General features: G+C 43.1%; 8 protein-coding genes and 1 pseudogene. 5 read left to right on the forward strand and 4 right to left on the reverse strand.

Going from position 1 to position 17,471, the window contains the following annotated elements:
• Positions 1-118 precede the first annotated feature (118 nt).
• Positions 119-4,690, reverse strand: coding sequence for a LamG domain-containing protein (locus FQ608_RS12460; RefSeq protein ID WP_158858565.1), 4,572 nt, complete (start codon positions 4,688-4,690; stop codon positions 119-121).
• A 694-nt stretch (positions 4,691-5,384) separates the two neighbouring features.
• Here FQ608_RS12460 and FQ608_RS28040 point away from each other — a divergent pair.
• Positions 5,385-5,438: pseudogene (locus FQ608_RS28040) on the forward strand (type IIL restriction-modification enzyme MmeI); the annotation flags it as partial.
• Positions 5,439-5,477: 39 nt separating this feature from the next.
• Here FQ608_RS28040 and FQ608_RS12465 read toward each other — a convergent pair.
• The 3 genes from FQ608_RS12465 to FQ608_RS12475 all read right to left on the reverse strand — a co-directional run bounded on the left by FQ608_RS12465 (position 5,478) and on the right by FQ608_RS12475 (position 8,579).
• Positions 5,478-6,029 (reverse strand): GNAT family N-acetyltransferase, encoded by a 552-nt coding sequence (locus tag FQ608_RS12465; RefSeq protein ID WP_158858566.1) that lies wholly within the window; start codon positions 6,027-6,029, stop codon positions 5,478-5,480.
• A gap of 305 nt (positions 6,030-6,334) precedes the next feature.
• Positions 6,335-6,922, reverse strand: coding sequence for a hypothetical protein (locus FQ608_RS12470; protein WP_158858567.1), 588 nt, complete (start codon positions 6,920-6,922; stop codon positions 6,335-6,337).
• Between the two features lie 157 nt (positions 6,923-7,079).
• Positions 7,080-8,579 carry a M28 family peptidase gene (locus FQ608_RS12475; RefSeq protein WP_158858568.1) on the reverse strand — a complete coding sequence of 500 codons (1,500 nt, stop codon included), beginning with the start codon at positions 8,577-8,579 and terminating at the stop codon, positions 7,080-7,082.
• 198 nt (positions 8,580-8,777) lie between these two features.
• Between FQ608_RS12475 and gcvP the strand changes: the two genes are divergently transcribed.
• The 4 genes from gcvP to FQ608_RS12495 all read left to right on the forward strand — a co-directional run bounded on the left by gcvP (position 8,778) and on the right by FQ608_RS12495 (position 17,196).
• Positions 8,778-11,669: an aminomethyl-transferring glycine dehydrogenase gene (gcvP, locus tag FQ608_RS12480; RefSeq protein ID WP_158858569.1), complete on the forward strand. Its 2,892-nt coding sequence runs from the start codon at positions 8,778-8,780 to the stop codon at positions 11,667-11,669.
• A 556-nt stretch (positions 11,670-12,225) separates the two neighbouring features.
• Entirely contained in the window at positions 12,226-16,416 is a 4,191-nt protein-coding gene (locus FQ608_RS12485) for a hybrid sensor histidine kinase/response regulator transcription factor (RefSeq protein WP_158858570.1), read from the forward strand.
• Positions 16,397-16,720: an EthD family reductase gene (locus FQ608_RS12490; RefSeq protein WP_199856368.1), complete on the forward strand. Its 324-nt coding sequence runs from the start codon at positions 16,397-16,399 to the stop codon at positions 16,718-16,720. Before FQ608_RS12485 ends, FQ608_RS12490 begins: the two co-directional genes overlap by 20 nt.
• Before the next feature lie 107 nt (positions 16,721-16,827).
• Positions 16,828-17,196: an MBL fold metallo-hydrolase gene (locus tag FQ608_RS12495; RefSeq protein WP_158858571.1), complete on the forward strand. Its 369-nt coding sequence runs from the start codon at positions 16,828-16,830 to the stop codon at positions 17,194-17,196.
• Positions 17,197-17,471: the final 275 nt, after the last annotated feature.

Raw genomic sequence — 17,471 nt, forward strand, 5'->3', positions numbered from 1 at the left:
AAGTAAGATAAAAGCTATTTATGCCAATCTTTCAAATTCTATCAATAGTTTTTACTTTTTCAATATGCCCGATACGGTCCTTAGTTCATTGTTTCTAGATGATACTAAAAACACCATATCATCGTGGTGAAAAAATATGATGTGTATTTGCTTTAACATAGATATTTACTTCATTTATATATCTTATTGAGCTCAACAGCCCCCAAGCTGTACTCGAAACTGCACTCAAAATGGCCTTGCCAACAGGTTGGGGAACCATCGCAGCTACCTCAGGGACGCAGGATGATACATTTGAAACGAATTTGATTATACTATCTTTTTTGTCTGTTTCGGGCTTCGCCATCTCCAAACCTAAAACAGTTATAAACAACGCTACATGAAGTCCACCAAATATTGTGATGGCCACACTGGAAAACTTGCCAAAGGCTGCCTTACCCGCGGTTAATTTATCGGAGGCTGTAATTCCCTCTAAGACAAGTGGGAAAAATTGTATCGCCCAGATTGATTCTTCAATGGCAGAGGGGGCGTCATTGGGGTCGATTTGCAATTTAAATGATGAACCTAACGGAAACTGTGAAAGCTGGAACAAGGTATTGAATCCCACGCCGAGTCGTTTAAGCTTGTTAGGGGCTTCTGGTGTTGCGTTGAGGTAGGTGTTGAAGATTCCGGTAATAACAATAAAGCCCAGAAAACATCCTCCCAAGCCCAATGAAGCCTTTTCTTGTTCAATTTGTTGCTGGGTGCGTTGATCTTGATTTATCGGTAAAACAGCACCAATAACATCTCTATACCTGGTAAGTTCCTCACCATGAAATGGACCATGGTCGGACCCGGTACCCAGTTTGTAGAGCAAGGTGGCGGGAATGGCACCCAGCAATGCGCCAAGGCTGTAAAGGGTGAGTTTGGTACCGTTGTCTTTCATGATGACTTGCTCATAGAGACGGGTCACAAACGGGATATCAATCCGGTATGCCAAAAGTTTGTCTATCTCCTCCAGCATGTTTTCCAGTTGGGTGAAAAACCATTCCACTCCCGCTATCATCAAATCAAAAAGGCTGTCAGCAATGGTCTCCAATAAGTCAATCAACCGATCAACGATCACACTTAGGTTGAATTCTGTCCCGGAAAACAGGTGCAAATTGCCAATTGCGCCGTTGATTTGAATGGCCTTGTCTGTGTTGTCGTGGTGGATTTTATCCAGATCTTCCTGGGATTGACTAGGATCCGCGCCCCCGTCGGAGTTTCCGTCCAAGGAGGAATCTTTGACATGCGTACCGACCATATTTTGAACGTATGATCCTTTTACATTGGTGCGTTGTGTAGGAGCAGCGTCTTCTTTGATGGATGATTTATGTTGTGCCGCATTTGATTTTAATTGCTCCAACCAGGTGTGTGTACTAGCTTTAAGACCATTTGCCCAAGCCAAGGTATTAGTTTTGGTTTTCCCTAAGTTTGCCCGTGTGGATACCATTACCGACCTCAATAATTGTTCGTTAAAGCGCTGGGTCTCCAGGATATCATCCCAATCAAAAAGGGTCTTTACAAAATTAATTGCCCCTACAAGGGTAGCTCCTACTTTATCCAAAATGCCTTTTACAGCTTGTACGGCATGTTCTACTGCATGGATGGCAAATGCTGTTACTTGATTGAGGGTGTCAGTGATATATACAACAGCTACGCGGATAGTTTCCTTGACGGCTTCATATACATGTTCGACAGTTTGAACCACAAAGCTTACCGCATCTCTTATAGCGGCAAACAGATCAAAAATCCCTCTAGTACGGTTGGTTTCGTCAATTGCTGCTAGCAGGTCAGCATAGGAAGGTGGAGAATCAGACCGCTGCCGTTCATTGGTAAGTCCCAGCAGCAGGCGGGTCAACGGATCATTGACGATAAGGTTTTCCGTTAATGCCATATTTCGGGTCCGATTGGAACGGTGTGTTCCCGCTACGATAAAGTTCCTGTTTTCATCTTTCCCAAAACTCCAATCAGGCAATTCATTGACGGAAAGGGAACGGCTGATGCTGGGTTGGCCTTGCATCACCGCATAACCTGAAATCACATCGGTTTGCGAATCATAGGCATGGGGTGATGCGGTGGCATTTTCGTATAGTCGGCGTAACGGCGGTGTGACAGTTTCCCGAAGGCGCTGTTCCACCGGCCGTACCACAGGGGTATTGCTTTGTGGTGTTTTTTCCGTGGCCACTCCCATGAAATTCCGGATGGCGTGGGCCACCGCAGCAGCGGATTCCTGAAACTCAGAAGACACCATCGCTTTGGGTGCTTCACCGGGTACCATTTCCACTTTTTTGTTCAACAAATCAGCTTCGGTGACCTGAGAAAGTACGTGATGCGCCTGCCTGTCCGGAAAAACAAGCAGGGCATGGTCTTTGAGCATAAAGGGTGCTGTAATCCGCAGTACGGGCGCCAATAGGTCTTCGGCTTCTAAGGCAAAAGCACTTATTCCCTGAGAGTTGGTCGCCATCACATAGGGTTGGTTGATGGCAATGGGATGAGCAATGGTCTTTCCGGATTCCTCAGTCAACAGGGCTGCACTTTGAAAGGGATTGTTGGGTTCCGCCTGAATGCTTATGGACAGGTCTAAGTTTGGAAGCGGACGGTCATTGCCATCGTAGGCTGTTACCTGAAGCCGGTACGAATTTCGCGGGGTTATTTTGTCATCATCAAAATGGTAATCCTCCATAAGCGTCACTTGGGCGACTAGGTAGGCTGACCCAAGTGGTTCCAGGTCAATGTCCGAAAGTTCGGTAAACTCCGGTTTGCCCATCGGAAAGGCGTGCCGCTTGTAAACGGAGGTATCCCTACCAAGGGCATTCTCAAAGGCCCAGCGGCCCACTAGCCCGGGTTCGGTTCCGGCAAGATAATGATACATCATATGCCTTATCTCTCCTACCGCCAAGGCCCGGTTCCAAAAGCGGATCTCCGCAAAGCTTCCCTCCACAGGGGTAGCCCGCCCTTCGAAGGCGCCAAACTGGAACTGCAACTGATCGCCGATCTGCATTAAACTCCCTAGAGTGGCAAGGGGAGTAGTAAAGGCTTCCTCCCCGTCCAAATAGCCGCTTATGCCTGTACTGGTAGTGGTGACCGCTATATGATGCCACTCATTAAGCGCCTTGCCACTTGCGTCAAAAATAAACTCGGTATAATGGCCATCACTTGCATTTTTGATAGAAAGGATTAATTGATTTCCCTGCTTGAGAAGAGAGAAACTTATGGTGTCGTTTGGCCCTAGGCCAAGAAGCAAGAAACCATCGGTATTTATTTGTGCCCACAATTCCAAAGAAAAATCTGATCCCGTTAGGTTGGTGTAAGCAAGTGTGTGCATTCCGCCTTTTTCAGGACCTACATGAAGCACTTCCCTCATGGCCTGGGTGGATTGAAGCGGGTATTTGACGTCATCAGTCAACATTGGAAGAAATACTCGGTTGTCTCCATAGATGTCTTCCTCTACCTCAAAGGCGCCAAGTGGTTGGTAATCCGACAGGGAGGGATCCGAGGAATCAGGAACTACCCCACGTGCAAATTCCGCTACTTCATCGGCGGATAAAGGGCGCGACCAAAAGCGAAGCTCAACCAGATCGCCAGTAAAAACAGTATCGTTAGCATCTGTGGCCTGTCTTGCTCCAAGGAGTAAGGGTTGGTTGGTTATTACTCCATCAAACATATAACCGCCGGGAGGATAGGGTCCCGGCTGTCCGTTTAGGTAAAATGTTGTCGAATTTGCAGTCTTATCTTCTACGATTACCACGTGATTCCAGGTTCCTGTGGCCACCTGGAGCCCTGAACCATACCCATTTAGGGATAGTCCGCTGGGATCTTCCAAGATCCAAGGAGTGCCCCCGTCATTGGGATGGTCTGAATTCGAGACATCTCCGTAGCTGATCAATGTCCCAGATGCTCCTTCCGTACATCGGATCCAAAAGGCCACACTACGGTCGCCAGTAGGGAATCGGGAATAACCGCGGGTAAACATAATCAGGGGATTGTTGTCCGTACGGATCCGTTCTTGGGCATGGTAGTAAGGTTGTACCGTATCCAGCCAAAGACCCCGGCGACGGTCATGGTGGATGTCATCGAGCGGGAGATTGAGGTAAGGCGTGGCATTTTCAGGCACTTCGCCCAATGCGTCATAGTTTACCGCTTCCGCAGATAGGGCTTGGCTATAGATATGCAATTCGCTCATGCAGCCCCTAGCTTCCTGAAGGTCACCAAACTGGCCGTCCTGTGAAAGGTCAGGGGCCCTGTTTCCAATATAAAGCGGACTCGATGTGAGCAAGCGCATGGGTTGGTTGTTGCCGTTGATGATATCGAGCGAGACTGTATCAATTAGCACGGCGTTTGCGTAGCAGCTAATGGCATATCCAGTAGGGGTACTTTGGAGTGTGATGGCGATGTGGTGCGCCTCTTCGGTCCAAAACAAGGGAAATGAACCACCTGAAAAATAGTGGCTGTTTCCGGAAAAGGAAAGCTCCATTCCACCAGACTGAATGGAGATGTCTAAAAAGGTAACCGTCTCATCATATATACTGCCTGTGTCGTAATTTCCGTAAAACAGTCGGGTTGACTGATGGGTCCAAAGCGAAAAGGTACAGGCATCTGTGGGGAAATGCTGCAAGTCGGAAACAAGAAATACCTCGCCTCCGAGACCGGTTCTGGCTAGTGTTTGCATAGGGGTGGTTTTTTATTGGTTAGATGGGTTGATGAATTACTAGTTTAAATTTCCCCAGATCAATAAAAGGTGGAGCAACCGAATTGATTAATTATGGTATTCGAAAGGAATAAGTTAGAATAAATATATTCAATTGAATTAAATAAATTACTCAAAATTCTATTTTTATTTTTGTTTTTTTATAGAATTATAAACTAGATATCCTATCTTTTTCAAACTATTACTTTAATTGTGTTTTTTTGAAGTAATAACAAGTTACCATTACAACCCCATTTCGAATCGGCAGAGCGGGAAATGGAATATGACACCAAGATCTCGCTCAATTGAATAGCAATTTTGTCTCAGTTCATAGGTGAAAGGTTGATTGAGGGGACGGATGGATGCTGCTTGTTGAAGGAGGGTAGGATCAATAATTGCTTTTGGTGGAAGTTTGGACACCTTTAAAAAACTCAAAAAAACGGCAAGTATGTGACGATAAAGAGTTGGATAGAACTGAATATATTGAACTGTAAGAGTCGATTGAGGTTATTTGCAATGTTGGTAATAGTATGAATACATTTAACAAATCATTTTAACATCTTTTTGGCATGGGAGGATGGAAATCCGACGGATGTCAAAGCAGCGGAACGGATGGCCAGGCTTTTTGACGAAATAAAAAAAGGACAATCCCGTAAACTCGGAAGCGGAATCCCATGTGCTAAATGTTTTTCTGACGCGACTCCTCTTCTGTTTCTTTGCCGAGGACACACCTATTTTTCAGGATGGACAGTTTACCAATGCAATCAGTTCATATACCGCTGCAGTTTTTCCCCCTCAACTTAGCATAAATATCCAAACTGATAAACCTCCCATCTTTGATTTCACAATTCCTCATGGTTCCTTCGAGTTGAAAGTTTAATTTCTCCAATGCCTTCTTACATTTTTTGTTTTCCGTTTCTACAAACCCCTCAATTCTATGAAGGCCAAGATCGGTAAAGCCATAATTTAAAATAAGCTGCATGGCTTCCGGCATTATTCCCCTGCCCCAATACTCTGGGAGCAACCAACATCCAATTTCAGCTTTTTCATGGGTTTTAATTAAGTTATTGAAGCCAGTTGAACCGTAAAACGTCAGGTCATCTACGGAACAAACAGCCCACCAAATTCCCTCTTCCGTAGCCTCCAGGTCCGAGAAAAACTTCATCTGATCCTTTGTCCCTTCCAACGTGTCATAGCTCACCCCGTAATATCTGATAACATCAGGATGCGACAGCCCTTTAAAGATATTTTCCAAGTCACCGTCGACAATTTGACGGAGTAGAAGTCTCTCTGTTTTTAAAATAGGAAATTGTCCAAGCATCTATTTGTTTTGATTAAATCCAATCTAAGGTTGGGAATACTCGATAAAACAAATATCAGCAAATATCTAATATCAACTGATATCCAGTATCCCCCCTATTTCGGCTTTAGGTCATATTTCTACCGTATTTCCACCATATTTCTATTTCTGTATATCAATAAATATCCAATATCTACAAATATCATTCTTCCCATATTTCGGCCGTAGGCCATATTTCTACCATATTTCTACCATATTTCCTCCAACCCATTAAACATCCCTCCTAAAAAGCAAAACGAATTGAAATTTAGAACAGTAGAAACAAATTAATTTTTCGGTGGATTGATCATGATATGTGCCCTGTGGGTACCTGGGTCCATGATCCAAGGGGCTCCGGGTAATTCAGGGCTAAGTGGTAATCCCGTACTAGCTTGAGTTGCCCAGGGAATATACACCACGTAACGGAGATAGGGGTTTTTCACTTCCCCGCGCTGCGAATCATAGTCCTCTGCGGAGGCATTTAACACATATAAAGTAGCACCGTCCTTAGGCATTTTCAGCTTTCCGTTTTTTGCTTCTTCCTCACGGATATCAAAGATTTCCTTAAAGGTCTTATCCTCATTTTTCAATTGACGCCCCCGTTCCATAAATGGTTCCAGGTCCTTGTGGTAGCAGGAAACGCTAAACCCTGCCGATTTCGGATCATCCGCAATGCATATCATCTCGTTGGATCCGGCGCGTAGCTGTACAAATTTACCTTGTGCATCGTAGCCATATACCTTTGCCCCTTCCCGTGTAGCTTCCGGAGCTGCCATAAGGGCTGTTTTGATTTGGACTTCCTTGGATGGTATTTGTTGGGCGGTGACCGCAAAGACCGATCCGAGTAAACATAGGGTAAAGAGAAGCTTTTTCATAGGAGATAAAATTTTTGGGTCTGTGTCTGCAACTTTAATTTGAGTTTGTGATGAAATATAAGAAAATAAAAAAGAGGTAAAAAATAAAACACCAAAAAAGCCAAGAAGTTAGGGAGTTCCCTACTTCTTGGCTCTATTTCAATGTGAAATGGGTATGCTATCTTTCCGTCCGGTTGTTGGTACGGTCTACTGGAGTGCGGTGTTCCCTGTTTGCCAAATCCCACGCGGTGTGAAAGATCAGCTTGGCTCTTTTTTCCATTAAGTCAAACTCAATCTTGTCGACAGTGTCTGTTGGCTGATGGTAATCATCATGGACACCGTTGAAGAAAAAGATTACCGGGATGTTGTGTTTGGCGAAGTTATAGTGATCGGAACGGTAGTAGAAACGGTTAGGATCATCCTCTGCATCATACCTGTAGTCCAGCTTTAGGTTGGTATAGGTGATGTTGTTGTATTCATTGATGATTTTCAGTTGGGAAGAAAGCATCTCCGAACCGATCACATAGATGTAATTTTGGTCTTCCTGATCCTGATATTCATAGTCAATCCTGCCGACCATATCTATATTGAGATTGTTTACAGTATTTTCCAACGGGAAAATTGGATTGTCAGAATAATACTCCGAGCCCAATAGTCCTTTTTCCTCTCCGCTCACATTCAAAAACAGAATACTTCTACGTGGCCGGATCCCGTCTTTGGCAGCTATTGAAAAAGCTTCAGCGATTTCCATAACACTGACGGTGCCCGAACCGTCGTCATCCGCTCCGTTGTTGATCTCTCCTTTGCTGTTTATTCCTACGTGATCATAGTGGGAGGAGATTACAAGAACCTCTTCCTTTTTATCCGTGCCTTCCAAGAAAGCCAACACATTCTCAGTATCTACCATTTCTTTTTTCTTAGTGACTTTAAATTTCACTTTCTGTGTTTTTATGGATTCTGGATTGTTTTTGGCGGCCTCTTTTAGTTCATCCACGGGCGTTTCAAAGATTTCCCCCATCTTATCCGAGCTAACCATAAATACCGGTCGCTGGGCTGTGGGTTTGTCAAAGCCCAACCTTCCCTTACCGGAAAGGGATTTAAAGCGGTTAGCCATCCGTTCAAAGTTAGCCTGTCCTTCCATCGTGACGACTACTAAGCCAAGAGCTCCCTTTTCCATTAATTGCTCGGTAAGGTTCCCCGCCCGTTCGCCGATGGCCCAAATGCCTACAAGCTTATCAGTGACATCCACTTTAGCCAGATTTTCATCCGTTACCAAACCCAGAAACACCAAGTCTGCTTTAGCGGCTTTCCTCATGTCTCCGTCTCCCATAAAGACAAAATCCTCATTTTCCACCAACTTGTTTTTTCCTACCTGAAAGGTAACTTCTGTCCATAAGACACTTGATAGTTGAAATTTTTGATAGTAATCTCCATTCACAGGGCCTTTTAGATCAATGCTTTTATAAAATTCCCTGATGTATTCCGCAGCCATTTTTTGACCTTTTTCGCCGGTATCCCGTCCCTCCATCTCATCAGATGCCAGATAGGTAAGGTGCCGCCGCAGATCGTCTGCCTGAATGGAGTTAGCATAGTTGACTACTTGTGCATCTTGCGAAAACGCATTGATCGACAAAAAGAGGCATATTATGACCCCAATACTTAATTTTATTTTATTCATTAGAAATTATTGGTTTTAGATGGAACCTACTTTTTAGGTTTTTAATTGTTTTTGTTAAAAACCTAATTGATCCCAATTCTGTTAAAGGGTAGTTAATTCATTTGTCTTTCTAATCTTACTGACGAATTATTTATACATTTGCTAAAGCGTCTGAAAGCCAAGTAAGCGCCGCCAAAAATAAACATATTTTCTGCTTCTATGAAAATTAATCTTCAACCATCACTTAAATTTCACCACAGACACATAGGGCCATCCCCATCGGATACCGCTCATATGTTGCAGTACATCGGTGCTTCCTCACTGGATGAACTTATTGATCAAACCATCCCAAAGGCTATTCAGCTGGAGAAATCCATGGAATTGCCGGAGGCTCAGTCTGAAGCAGATTTTCTGAAAAGCTTTCATAAACTGGCCAAGAAAAATAAAATTTTCAGTTCCTTTATCGGCTTGGGATACCACGATACAATTGTGCCGGGTGTCATACAACGAAATATTCTAGAAAACCCCGGGTGGTATACTGCCTACACTCCTTATCAGGCAGAAATCGCCCAAGGAAGGCTGGAAGCATTGATCAATTTTCAGACTGTAGTGATCGAACTTACTGCGATGGAATTGGCGAACGCATCCCTCTTGGATGAGGGGACTGCGGCTGCGGAAGCTATGACCATGCTGCATGCTTCAAAGCCTCGGAACAAAAAAAGCGCAAACAAATACTTTGTAGACGAAAAGGTTTACCTACATACTATTGACTTACTAAAAACCCGCGCCATTCCCGTCGGGATCGAACTCTTGGTTGGATCTCTTGATTCGCTTGATCTAACTGATCCGGAACTTTACGGCGTGATGCTTCAATATCCAAACTCCGACGGTGAGGCAATCAACTATGAGAACCTGGTGAGTTCCGCCAAAGAAAATGACGTGTTCACTGCCTTTGCCACCGACCTGCTTAGCCTCACCCTACTCAAACCTCCCGGGGAAATGGGGGCTGATGTTGTTGTCGGGACTTCGCAGCGGTTTGGTGTACCGATGGGCTTTGGAGGACCGCATGCGGCATTTTTCGCCACCAAGGAGGCTTTCAAACGTCAGATTCCTGGCCGAATCATTGGAGTATCGATAGACAAATCGGGAAAAAAAGCATACCGGATGGCCCTGCAAACCCGGGAGCAGCATATTAAACGGGAAAAGGCTACTTCCAACATTTGTACGGCCCAAGTGCTTTTAGCCGTGATGGCTGGCATGTATGCCGTATATCACGGTCCGAAAGGGCTAAGGGAAATTGCGGAAAAAATTCATGGATTGGCAGTAATCACTTCCGATGCATTGGAAAAGATTGGACTTAAGCAGGAGAACCAAGGCTTTTTTGACACCCTGAAAATCAAAGTAACCGCTTCCCAAAAAGAGAAAATTAAGGCTTTTGCACTTTCCAGAAAAATAAACTTTCGATACGAGGCAGATTCGGTGATGCTATCCTTTGATGAAACAAAAAACTTGGAGGACGCTCATACTGTTATCGAGATATTCACCCAAGCCGTTGATGGAAGTCAGACGCCTGACATGACTTCAGAAAACTCACTCACTGCCCGCATACCGGAAGACTTGCAGCGAAAGAGTACTTATCTGGAGCATGAGGTTTTCAACAGCTTCCATGCCGAACATGAGATGTTGCGGTATATGAAGCGTTTGGAAAATAAGGATCTTTCTCTGGTTCATTCCATGATTTCACTGGGATCCTGTACCATGAAATTAAACGCAACCTCGGAGATGATCCCGGTTACCTGGCCGGAATTTGGGCAGTTACACCCCTTTGCGCCTCAGGAGCAGGCTGCCGGTTACTACGAACTTTTCCAAAATCTGCGTAATTGGTTGACAGAAATAACAGGATTTGCGGACACATCTCTGCAACCAAACTCCGGAGCCCAAGGGGAGTATGCCGGGTTGATGGTAATTCGGGCCTATCACCTGAGTAGGGGGGATCACCACCGGAATATTGCGCTTATTCCAACTTCCGCCCATGGCACAAATCCCGCTTCTGCGGTGATGGCTGGTATGAAGGTCGTATTGGTCCCCTGCGACGAGCGGGGTAATATTGATCTGGTGGCCCTGAAGGAAAAGGCTGAAGCCCATAAAGACAATTTAGCGGCACTGATGGTAACTTATCCTTCTACCCACGGGGTATTTGAGGAGGCCATTCAGGAAATCTGCCAAACCATTCACGATTTTGGCGGGCAGGTTTATATGGATGGAGCCAACATGAACGCCCAAGTTGGACTAACCAGTCCGGGTAGAATTGGCGCCGATGTTTGTCACCTAAATCTTCACAAGACCTTCTGCATTCCGCATGGGGGAGGTGGACCGGGCATGGGACCTATCTGCGTTGCCGCACACTTGAAACCTTTCCTTCCGGGTAATCCTTATGTTAGCACAGGCGGAACAGAGGCGATAACCTCCATTTCCGCGGCACCTTTTGGCAGTGCGAGTATCCTGCCCATTTCTTATGCTTATATCGCAATGATGGGTGGAGATGGTCTGACCTTAGCTACGAAAATAGCTATTTTAAATGCAAACTATATCAAAGTTAGGCTGGAAGACCACTACCCCATCCTTTATACCGGCAGTCAAAATAGAGCTGCGCATGAAATGATCCTGGATTGCAGGGGATTCAAAGACGTAGGGGTTGAAGTAGAGGATATCGCCAAGAGGTTGATGGATTACGGGTTTCATGCGCCAACAGTCTCCTTCCCGGTAGCAGGAACCCTAATGATCGAACCTACAGAGTCCGAATCGCTTGCCGAGTTGGATAAGTTTTGTGACGTCATGATTGCTATTCGTGAAGAGATAAGGGAGATCGAATCTGGGGCTGCTTCTAAAGACAGTAACGTGCTGAAAAATGCTCCCCACACGGCAGACCTGATTATTACCGATCATTGGGAAATGCCCTATTCACGAGAGAAGGCAGCTTTTCCACTGGCTTTCGTCCGTGAAAATAAATTCTGGCCGACAGTAAGAAGAATCGATTCCGCCTATGGAGACAGAAACTTGATATGTAGCTGCATTCCCACGGAGGACTATGCAGAGGTGGAAAAGGTGTAGAGTTACTTTAAATTTTGTCATTATTAATATTTAGGGGGGATGATTTATCCCCCCTTTTTTTTCTTCATCCAGTAGATATCTAAACAGTATCGATGCCTTATCTCTCTTCCAATCAACCCGTCAACCTATAACCCCAAAAACCTATAGACCTATAAACCAATCAACTTTTTTTATGTGTCGATATCATCTACGGAGCGTTCATGGAACCATTGTTTCAATTTTTGAAACGAGAATACTAACAGGTGATGCGTTTTGAGAAATATCTTTATGATAGTGAGATAAATGTTAATTCCACATAGTCTATTCAAGTTCACATGAAAATAGGTTAACATGCGATTTTCGGATTTTGGTTGATACTACGTTGTCTAATATTCATGAAAATTGAAACCTGACAGGTTTTCAGATCTTTGAGTGTTTTTTTGCTTTGCTGTTCAAAAAACTGTCAGGTTTATCGTCTTTCGATTTTATAAATTTAAGGAAGAATAATAGTTAACTTAAAGTAGCATGTTTCTATAAAAATTGTGTAAATTAGAGTATATAAATATTTGTTTGTCAGATGGGTAAATTGATTTTTATATGGATTTTTGCTTTTTTGCCTTCCATGGTATCCCAAATCACAATAGCCCAGAACGATGACCTGATTTTTCAACGTTTCTCCATTCAGGAGGGACTCAGCCACAACAGCGTACTCAGCATAATTCAAGATAGAAGAGGTTTTATATGGATTGCTACCTACGATGGACTAAATCGTTTCGATGGATATCAGTTCAAAGAATATAACCATGATTACCGGGATACCACTACCATCTCCCAAAATCTGCCCATGGCTTTGCATGAAGACAGCAAGGGTCGGATTTGGGTAGGAACTGCTGGTTCGGGCTTATGCCTTTTTGATCCTCAAACTGATAAATTTACCAGGTATACCACCACCTTCAAAGAAAACGGAGAAAATAAAGAAGTTCTTAATATTAGTACAATTCAGGAAGATTTAGATGGAAATGTATGGTTCGGTTCTGTAAACGGCTTGTTCAAACTAGAACAGGACAGTAAAACCCCTATTCAATTTTCTTTGGGGTCAAATAGGTCGATAATAAACAGTTTAACATTGGATACTTCTGGAAATATTTGGGTTGGGACCTTTGGAAATGGCCTGTTTAAAATCCCTTATGATGACAATACATCCTATATTCAATGGAAAAATGACCTAGAAGCCCCAGAAAGTATAGCTAGTGACAATGTAATGTCTGTGTTTGAAGATCATCGGGGAACATATTGGATTGGATACATAGGAGGAATAGATAGTTTAGACCGAAATACCTTCAGTTTTATACACTTCAGTCATAACCCGGATGATCCCAATTCTCTCAGTACCGATATCCTCAATTCAAGAACTATTACCGAAGACAAATGGGGTAATTTGTGGATTGGTACTACTAAAGGGCTCAATAAATTGAATAAAGAAAGAACGGCTTTTACCCGCTATCATTCAGACCACAATAACCCCCATACCATAGGCAGTGACGACATACACGCAGTGTTGGTTGATAAAATGGGGAATCTGTGGTTAGGGACGGTCAATGGGGGTGTAAGCTTGTCCAATCTGCAGCCAAGGGAGTTTTATCTGCTTCAAAATGAACCGGACAACCCCAATTCCTTAAGCAGTAACATGGTAAGAGTGATTTTTGAAGACAAGGAGGAAATGCTTTGGATTGGTACGGAGGGAGGAGGGTTGGATAAGTATAATAGGAAAGATGGGACTTTCACTAACTTTAAACATGAACCTGATAACCCGAAAAGCCTATTTAATAATCTAGTCAGTTCTGTTTTGGAAGACCGCCATGGTAATTTTTGGATAGGTTATGGAGGCAGTAATTTTTACGTAAATAAAGGAGGAGTGAGCAAAATGGATAGTTCCTCAAAGAATTTCACCCATTACAACATTCAGGCCTCCAAAGTTTATGGAGAAGCAGACAAAGATGTTTTTTCAATTTTTGAAGATAAAAGTGGCGTTATATGGTTAACCACTCAAAATGGAATCAAAAGATTTTTACCGGAATCGGAGACATGGGATCATTTTTTATACATGAAATCCAATCGCGAAGGTATTAGTGATTCTTGGTGTTATACAATTTTCGAAGACAGTAGAAATGACTTATGGATCGGAACTGGAACGAATGCGTTGAATAAAATGGATAAAAAGAGGGAGGGTAAATTTCAACATTTCTCTGCCAATCCAAATGACCCCAATAGTTTGAGCAGCCATTCGGTCAGGCATATTGTAGAGGACAACCAAGGATTCCTATGGTTTGCAACAAGTGGAGGAGGAATATGCCAATACGATCCAGAGACGGGCCACTTCACTCCTTATACCAAAAAAAATGGACTTCCCAGTAATTCCATCAGCCGAGTTGAAATAGATGAAGAAGGGAAAATTTGGATGAGCACCAACAAGGGAATATGCCGGTTTGACCCTATCAGTAATGAAGTTCAAAATTTTGACTTGGGTTATGGTTCATTAAAACATCATTTTACAACTGGCTATGTAAATGCAGGTTCCAGCACCAAAGGGAAGGATGGCACATTGTATTTTGGGGGAAGTGACGGTGTTGTGTATTTTCATCCTCAAAAAATTAAACCCGCCCCAAATCCGGCACCTGTGGAGCTGACACAGTTTAATGTATTTGATAAGCCAGTACCAGGTTGGAACGAATCAACAGCTATAATTCTACCCCACGATCAAAACTTCATATCCATGGAATTTGCTTCTTTGAGTTTCGTCAATGCCCCTAATAACAGGTATGCCTATTACCTGGAAAATTTTGATCAGGATTGGATATATTCAGATGACCGAAGATTTGTCAGCTATACCAATCTGAGTCCGGGCAAATATGTTTTTAGGGTAAAGGCATCAAATTATGATGGCGTTTGGTCAGAATCGGGAATCAACTTAAACCTTACAATCCTACCTCCTTGGTGGCAGACTTGGTGGGCATACCTGCTGTTTTTTATGGTGGCGGTGCTTGCCCTATATTTGATGAGAAAGAGTATTCTTTATTGGAATAGAATCAATACGGATCTTAGACTGCAACATATCGAGGCGGAAAAAATGCATGAGCTGGATCAGGCGAAATCGGCATTTTTCGCCAATATTTCCCATGAATTCAGGACGCCGCTGACCTTGATATCAGGGACTGTGGATACGCTGAAAAAGAAAGATGGGAATTCGAGTCTCAGGAGGGAGGCCTATGAACGTATCGAAAGGAATGCTTCAAAGCTGCTCGGTCTGATCCATAAGTTGCTGGAATTATCCAAGCTGGAATCAGGAAAACTTAGGGTTGAGCCCAAGCCTGGTAATATCACGGATTTTTTGGAGAGTCTGACAGGCTCATTTATCTCACTTTTTGAAAGCCGCGAAATCTACTTTCAGACTGAATTGCCTGAAGAGGATATATTCGCATCGTTTGATGCAGCTAAACTTGAAATGATTTTCTCCAACCTGTTGTCCAATGCCTATAAATTTACTCCCGAAGGAGGTGAAGTATGTTTTTCCGCAGAATTGGAGCCTGATGGAGTGGGTTATCTAAAGATAACAGTATCGGTAAAAGATACAGGCATCGGAATCCCGAAAGACAAATTGGATCATATATTTGAACGGTTTTACCAAGAAGAATATTCCAAAGCTAAACCCTACGAGGGGACAGGTATTGGGCTTTCCCTGGCAAAAGAACTTACCGATCTGATGGGCGGTAAAGTCTCAGTGGCTAGCAAGCTTGGAAAAGGATCTGTTTTTCAAGTAGAAATTCTTCTGAAAATTGCAACTCCGGATGAAATGAGTCAGATAACGGAAGTGGTTAATAGAAAAAACTCCCCGTCCTTAGCCCTCAATGCCCATTACACATTGTCGTTTGAAGGCCAAGATGACTCAACGGTTTCTGACAAGCCAAAAATATTGGTGGTGGAAGATAATGTTGATCTAAGAAAATTTATGCGGGGGCATTTGCAGGAAGACTATGTGATATTGGAAGCAAACAATGGTTTTTCAGGATATGAAAAAGCTATGAGTTCACTCCCCGAACTCATAGTCAGTGATGTGATGATGCCTGATATGGACGGGATTACTCTGTGTGAAAAGCTCAAAAACGAGGACATTACCAGTCATATTCCAATCATCCTGTTGACAGCAAGGGCAGATTTGGAAAGTAGGTTAGAAGGGTTGGAAATGGGAGCTGAAGATTATTTAACTAAACCTTTTAAAATCGAAGAACTTTCTGTCCGAATTAAAAACTTGCTGGAATCCAGACGAAAATTAAGAAATAGATATCAGGCCTCATTTTCCTTGGATCCTAAAGAGATCACCGAGACTTCCATCGAGGAAAAGTTTGTTCAAAAGCTGTTAAACGTAATGGAGAAAAACCATGCTGATCCCGATTTCGATGTTGAAACCTTAGGCAAAGAAATAGGCATGAGTCGAACCAATCTTTACCGCAAGCTCAAAGCTATCGTCAACCAACATCCTACTGAATTCATACAATCTTTCAGACTCAAAAAAGCGGTTATGCTTTTAGAATGCCATTCTGGAAACATTAGCGAAGTAGCTTATAGTTTAGGGTTTAACAGTCTGACTTACTTCACCAGAATTTTTAAAAAACATTATGGGGTAACTCCCTCCGAGTACTTACAGCAGCATTCAGAAAATCAATTTATAGCTAACACTAAACACCAAGACTATGAAAAAGGGAATGATTAAACTAAGCGCATTATACCCCAAGGGGGAAGGAAAAACCTTTGATATGGATTATTACCGGGACAGGCATATTCCAATGGTAGCAAGATTATTGGGTGATGCCTGTAAAGCTGCGAGCGTGGAAACAGGGCTGGCAGGTTTGGGACCTGATACCCCTGCACCGTATGCCGCATGTGGTCATCTATACTTTGATTCCATGGAGGACTTACAAAATTCCTTTGGCGCAAATATCGAACAGATAGTCGGAGATGTTCCCAATTTCACCAATATCCAGCCGGTGGTACAGATTGGTGAGGTGGTGATGTGAAAAAACGGTGGCTTATCCTCCGTTGTTTGAACCAATTGGAGGAGTTACTTCCTATGCAATGTTGCTCATCTAAATAGGCAATAGTCATAATTTAAAAACAAAATAACATGAAAATATCTGTAATCTATGTTATTTTAATTACTTTCATTTTTCAATTTTTGTTATTGCCCAGATTTTTAGTTGCTCAGTCGCCTGCTGAAAAGCTTTCAGCACATGGTAGAGAGTTTCGGAAAGAAGTTATCGAGGTCACCAATGGTGTATATGTCGCTATTGGATTTGCCTTGGCTAACAGTATTTTGGTAGAAGGTGATGAAGGGGTAATCATCGTAGATGTAACGGGTAGTCCGGAAGCTGCTGAGGAAGTCAGGGCAGCATTTAAAGAAATCACAAAAAAACCTATTGAAGCTATTATTTACACACATGGTCACCCTGATCATATAGGTGGGGCATCAGCATTTGCAAAAGATGGTAATTAATCCTGAGATTTTTGCGCATAATTTGTTTAGATCATTTATTAACGATATCCAGCAGATCCTAAACGTTCGTGCTTTCCGGCAATTTGGCCTTTCGCTTCCATCTGAAAAATTTCTTAATGCTGGAATTGGGCCATGGATAACATCTGATCGGAGTGGCTTTCTCCATCAGTTTTTCATCAATTTCTATATTGGTTCTCTTGATGTGAATTATTATAAAAAAAAACCATAAATCTTTTCCCCGAAATATAATTTGATGCTTTATATGCGCTAAAAAA

The sequence above is a fragment of the Lunatibacter salilacus genome (assembly GCF_009797935.1).
GTDB classification, from domain to species: domain Bacteria; phylum Bacteroidota; class Bacteroidia; order Cytophagales; family Cyclobacteriaceae; genus Lunatibacter; species Lunatibacter salilacus.